General features: G+C 68.7%; 3 protein-coding genes and 1 pseudogene. All 4 read left to right on the plus strand.

The annotated features are described in order from the left end of the window. The coding region (locus A5622_RS20010) for a cytochrome c oxidase assembly protein (RefSeq protein ID WP_066880767.1) at positions 1-1,962 on the plus strand (1,962 nt) is incomplete at its 5' end. Between the two features lie 119 nt (positions 1,963-2,081). Continuing rightward, entirely contained in the window at positions 2,082-2,561 is a 480-nt protein-coding gene (locus A5622_RS20015; RefSeq protein WP_066860266.1) for a single-stranded DNA-binding protein, read from the plus strand. A gap of 78 nt (positions 2,562-2,639) precedes the next feature. Beyond that, the gene (gene ettA, locus A5622_RS20020) at positions 2,640-4,316 is read left to right on the plus strand and encodes an energy-dependent translational throttle protein EttA (RefSeq protein ID WP_066860374.1); all 1,677 of its coding nucleotides are present in this window, start codon (positions 2,640-2,642) and stop codon (positions 4,314-4,316) included. 78 nt (positions 4,317-4,394) lie between these two features. Next, positions 4,395-6,050, plus strand: a pseudogene (locus tag A5622_RS20025) (NAD-glutamate dehydrogenase domain-containing protein); the annotation flags it as partial.

The raw sequence follows: 6,050 nt of genomic DNA on the forward strand, positions 1-6,050 counted from the left end.
CTGGCGGGCTGCACCGCCGCCGGCATCGGGGCCCTCTCGCTGGCCAGCTCGCTGACGGTGACGGGCCTGCCCGACCCGGGTCCGGTGACCACGCTGGGGTTGCCGTTCGTGCGGGCGGCGGGCGAGATCGGCGCGGTGCTCGCGGTCGGCTCGTTCCTGTTCGCCGCGTTCCTGGTACCGCCGCAGCGGAACGGCGTCCTCGACGCCGACGGCTACCGGGCGCTGCGGCTGGGGACGGTGGCGTCGGGGGTGTGGGCGGTATGCGCCGCCCTGCTGGTCCCGTTGACCATCTCCGATGTGTCCGGCCATGCCGTCGCCGACATTCCCGCGGCGCGGATGTGGTCGCTGGCGGGCCTGATCACCAACGCCTCGGCCTGGCGCTGGACCGCGATCCTGGCCGCGGTGATCACGGTGGCGAGCCTCTCGGTGCTGCGCTGGTCGTGGACGCCGGTGCTGGTCGCCGCGTCGGTGGCGACGCTGATTCCCCTTGGCCTGACCGGTCATTCGTCCGCCGGGGGTTCGCACGACCTGGCCACCAACGGCCTGCTGATCCACCTGGTCGCCGCCAGCCTGTGGGCCGGTGGCCTGCTCGCCCTGCTTGCGCATGCCCTGCGGGGCGGTGGTCACCTCGGGCTGGCCGCCAGGCGTTTCTCGATGATCGCGTTGTGGTGTTGGGTGGCGATGGCGGTGAGCGGTCTGGTCAACGCGCTGGTCCGCGTGCAGCCCTCCGACCTGCTGAGCACCGACTATGGGCGGTTGGTCACCGCGAAGTTCATCGCGCTGTGCTTCCTGGGGGTGCTGGGCTGGCGTCAGCGACGCGTGAGTGTGGCTGCGCTGCAAGCGGATCCGAGCCACGGGCGTGGCGCGCTGCTGCGGCTGACGTTGATCGAGGCCGCCATTTTCGGCCTGACCTTCGGCATCGCCGTCGGGCTGGGCCGCACCCCGCCGCCGCCACCCCCGGCCCGGTTGCCGTCGATCCCCGAAGCCGAGATCGGCTACGACTTCGACGGACCGCCCACCGTGGCGCGCATCCTGTTCGACTGGCGCTTCGACCTGATCTTCGGTTCGGCGGCAGTCGTCTTCGCTGCACTGTATGTGGCCGCGCTGGTGCGGCTGCGCCGGCGCGGCGATCACTGGCCGCCGGGCCGGACCTCTTCCTGGCTGCTCGGCTGCGCGGTGTTGCTGTTCGCGACGTCGTCAGGCGTCGGCCGCTACATGCCGGCGATGTTCAGCATGCACATGGTGGTCCACATGTGCCTGTCGATGCTGATCCCGATCCTGCTGGTGCTCGGCGCGCCGGTCACCCTGGCGTTGCGGGCGCTGCCCGCCGCCGGCCGTGACGATCCGCCTGGCATGCGGGAATGGCTGCTGGCCGCGTTGCACAGCCGCTTCTCCCGGTTCCTCACCAATCCCGTGGTGGCCACCGTGCTGTTCGTCGCCGGATTTTACGGGCTGTACCTGTCGAACCTCTTCGACGTCACCGCGAGCAGCCACGCCGGGCACCTGGCGATGAACGTGCACTTCCTGGTGAGCGGCTACCTGTTCTATTGGGTGGTGATCGGGGTGGACCCGACGCCGCGACCGATCCCGCCGCTGGCCAAGGTGGCGGTGGTCTTCGCCTCCCTGCCGCTGCACGCCTTCTTCGGCGTGGTGCTGATGGGCACCAAGAAGGTCCTCGGCGCCGACTACTACCGCTCGCTCGATCTGAGCTGGCACACCGACCTGCTCGGCGATCAGCGGCTGGGTGGGGGCATCGCCTGGGCGGCGGGGGAGTTTCCCCTGGTGATCGTGATGCTCGCGCTGCTCATTCAGTGGGCGCGCAGTGATCGTCGCACCGCCAAGCGGTTGGACCGGGCCGCCGAACGCGACGACGACGCCGAGCTGATGGCCTACAACGCGATGCTGGCCCAACTGGCGCGGGGCGAGCGGGCCCAGCGGTCCGGCCCGGCCGATCCCGACTGATCCACAGTCCCGGTTTCTTCCACAGCGGCGGCCCGTCTCCGGGTCGTTCCGGCGGTGTTCGTCGGTGGCGCCGCGCCTACTGGCAGCCATAGCCAATGCAAACGAGAAGGGATCAGCCCATGTTCGAAACGTCGCTCACCGTCGTCGGTCACATCGTCAACAACCCCGAACGCCGTCAGGTCGGCAACCAGGAGGTCATCAAGTTCCGCGTCGCCAGCAATTCCCGGCGGCGCACCGCCGACGGCGGCTGGGAGCCCGGCAACTCGCTCTTCATCAACGTCAACTGCTGGGGCAAGTTGGTCACCGGCGTGGGGGCCGCGTTGGGCAAGGGTGCGCCGGTGATCGTGGTGGGCCACGTGTACACCAGCGAGTACGAGGACCGTGACGGCAACCGTCGGTCGTCGCTGGAGATGCGCGCGACCGCGGTCGGGCCCGATGTGTCCCGCGCGATTGTGCGCATCGAGCGCCCGGGCTACACCGGTCCGACCGCCACCGAGGCCGCCGCACCGCCGGCGGATGCGTCCGACGCCGCTGGTGAGGACGCCGGCACCGAGGACACCGAGTCCGCCGACACCGGTCCGCTGCCGCTGACCGCTTAGCGGCGGCGGTCGCGCCGCCGGACGATGCCTAGGATGGTCCGCGAGATCACTTCGCAACCAGAAAGGCACAACCGCGGCATGGCTGAGTTCATCTACACGATGAAAAAGGTCCGCAAGGCGCACGGCGACAAGGTGATCCTGGACGACGTCACACTGAGCTTCTATCCAGGCGCCAAGATCGGTGTCGTCGGGCCCAACGGCGCCGGCAAGTCGAGCGTCTTGCGGATCATGGCGGGCCTGGACAAGCCGAACAACGGCGACGCCTTCCTGGCCAACGACGCAACCGTCGGCATCCTGCTGCAGGAGCCGCCGCTGAACGAGGACAAGACCGTCCGCGGCAACGTCGAAGAAGGCCTGGGCGAGATCAAGGTCAAGCTCGACCGTTTCAACGAGGTCGCCGAGCTGATGGCCACCGACTACTCCGATGAGTTGATGGAGGAGATGGGCCGGCTGCAGGAGGAGCTCGACCACGCCGACGCGTGGGACCTCGACTCACAGCTGGAGCAGGCCATGGACGCGCTGCGCTGCCCGCCGCCGGACGAGCCGGTGACCAACCTGTCCGGTGGTGAGCGGCGCCGCGTCGCGCTGTGCAAGCTGCTGCTGTCCAAGCCCGACCTGCTGCTCCTCGACGAGCCGACCAACCACCTGGACGCCGAAAGCGTGCAGTGGCTCGAGCAGCACCTCGCGTCCTACGCGGGGGCGATCCTGGCGGTGACCCACGACCGGTACTTCCTGGACAACGTCGCCGAATGGATCCTCGAACTCGACCGCGGCCGCGCCTACCCGTACGAGGGCAACTACTCCACCTACCTGGAGAAGAAGGCCGAGCGGATCGCCGTGCAGGGCCGCAAGGACGCCAAGCTGCAAAAGCGGTTGGCCGAGGAGCTGGCGTGGGTGCGCTCCGGGGCCAAGGCGCGCCAGGCCAAGAGCAAGGCCCGGCTGCAGCGCTACGAGGAGATGGCCGCCGAGGCCGAGAAGACGCGCAAGCTCGACTTCGAGGAGATCCAGATCCCGGTCGGTCCGCGGCTGGGCAACGTGGTGGTCGAGGTCGACCACCTCGACAAGGGCTACGACGGCCGCACCCTCATCAAGGACCTGTCCTTCACCCTGCCGCGCAACGGCATCGTCGGCGTCATCGGCCCGAACGGGGTCGGGAAGACCACGTTGTTCAAGACCATCGTCGGCCTCGAGCAGCCGGACAGCGGCACGGTCAAGGTCGGCGAGACCGTCAAGCTCAGCTACGTCGACCAGACCCGCGCCGGAATCGATCCCAAGAAGAACGTGTGGGAAGTCGTCTCCGACGGGCTGGACCACATCGTGGTCGGCCAGACCGAGGTGCCGTCGCGGGCCTACGTGTCGGCGTTCGGATTCAAGGGACCGGATCAGCAGAAGCCGGCGGGGGTGCTCTCCGGTGGCGAGCGCAACCGGCTCAACCTGGCGCTGACGCTCAAGCAGGGCGGGAACCTGATCCTGCTCGACGAGCCCACCAACGACCTCGACGTCGAAACCCTGAGCTCGCTGGAGAACGCCCTCGAGCAGTTCCCCGGCTGCGCCGTGGTGATCTCGCACGACCGGTGGTTCCTGGACCGCACCTGCACACACATCCTGGCCTGGGAGGGCGACGACGACAACGAGGCGAAGTGGTTCTGGTTCGAGGGCAACTTCGGGGCATACGAGGAGAACAAGATCGAACGCCTCGGCGCCGATGCGGCACGGCCGCACAGAGTGACCCACCGCAAGCTGACGCGCGACTAGTGTCAGCTCTGCCCCGCACCGCCACCCAGCGGGGCGACCGAGCGCACTGACCACCGTCGCCAGTTGGGAGCTATCGGCATGACGATCGATCCCGAAGCCAGACACGATCTCGAGCCGTGGACGACCTTCACCCAGCAGCGAGACATTCCCGAGTGGATCTCGAGGGCCTACGTAGAGAGCTATCGCGGTCCGCATAGCGACGAGTCGGGCGGCGCGGAAACCAGGCCCATCGACTTGACCGTGCCGGCGGCGATCGTGACCCCGGCCATGCTGAGCGCCCACTATCGCCTCGGCCTGCACCGGCCCGCCGGCGAAAGCCGCGTCGCGGTGTACCCGGCCGACGACCCCGCCGGGTTCGGGCCCGCGCTGCAGGTGGTCACCGACCACGGCGGCATGCTGATGGATTCGGTCACCGTGCTGCTGCACCGGCTCGGCGTCCCGTACACGGCGATCATGACGCCGGTGTTCGACGTGCTGCGCAGCCCGGAGGGCGAGCTGCTGCGTGTGCAGGCGAAAGCCGAGGGCGCATCGCAATACGAGGGTGAGGCGTGGATCCACGTGCAGCTGTTGCCGTCGGTCGACAGCAAGGGGCTCACCGAGGTCGAGCGGCTGCTGCCCAAGGTGCTCGCCGACGTGCAACAGGTCGCCAGCGACGCCTCGACCCTGATCGCCGCCCTGGACGACCTGGCCGCGCAGGTGGAAACCAATGCCGACGGCCACTTCTCGGCCCCCGACCGCGACGACGTCGCGGCGCTGTTGCGCTGGCTGGGCAACGGCAACTTCCTCCTGCTCGGCTACCAGCGCTGCCACGTGCACGACGGCCAGGTCTCCGGCGACGGGTCACCCGGCCTGGGCGTCCTGCGGACCCGCACCGGCTCGCGCCCCCGGCTGACCGACGAGGACCGGCTGCTGGTCCTGGCGCAATCCGTGGTGGGCAGCTACCTGCGCTACGGCGCCTACCCGTATGCCATCGCGGTCCGCGAATACGTCGATGGCGCCGTGATCGAGCATCGCTTCGTCGGGTTGTTCACGGTGGCCGCCATGAACGCCGACGTCCTGGAGATCCCGACGATTTCGCGCCGGGTCCGTGAGGCGCTGGCCATGGCCGACAACGACCCGATCCACCCGGGCCAGCTACTGCTCGACGTCATCCAGACCGTTCCCCGTTCGGAGCTGTTCACGCTGAGCGCCGAACGGCTGCTGGCGATGGCCAAAGCGGTGGTGGACCTGGGCCCGCAACGAAACGCGTTGCTGTTCCTGCGTGCCGACCGGCTGCAGTACTTCGTTTCCTGCCTGGTGTATCTGCCGCGTGACCGCTACACCACGGCGGTGCGCCTGCAGATCGAGGACATCCTGGTGCATGAATTCGGCGGCACCAGGCTGGAATTCACCGCCCGGGTCAGCGAATCACCTTGGGCCCTCATGCATTTCATGGTCCGGCTGCCGTCCGAAGGCCCCGACGCCACGCCGGTCGACGTCTCCGAAGACAACCGGATCCGCATCCAGGCGCTGCTGAGCGAAGCCGCGCGGACCTGGGCCGACCGGCTCATCACCGCCGCCGCCGAAGGTTCGGTGGGCCATGCCGACGCCGAGTACTACGCGGCCGCCTTCTCCGAGGTCTACAAGCAGGCCGTCACCCCGGCCGACGCGATCGATCACATCGCCATCATCAATGCGCTGCAAGACAACTCGGTCAAGCTGGTCTTCACCGAGAACGAGGACGGGTCCGCCCAG

Source organism: Mycobacterium sp. 1245801.1, from assembly GCF_001673055.1.
Classification (GTDB): domain Bacteria; phylum Actinomycetota; class Actinomycetes; order Mycobacteriales; family Mycobacteriaceae; genus Mycobacterium; species Mycobacterium europaeum_A.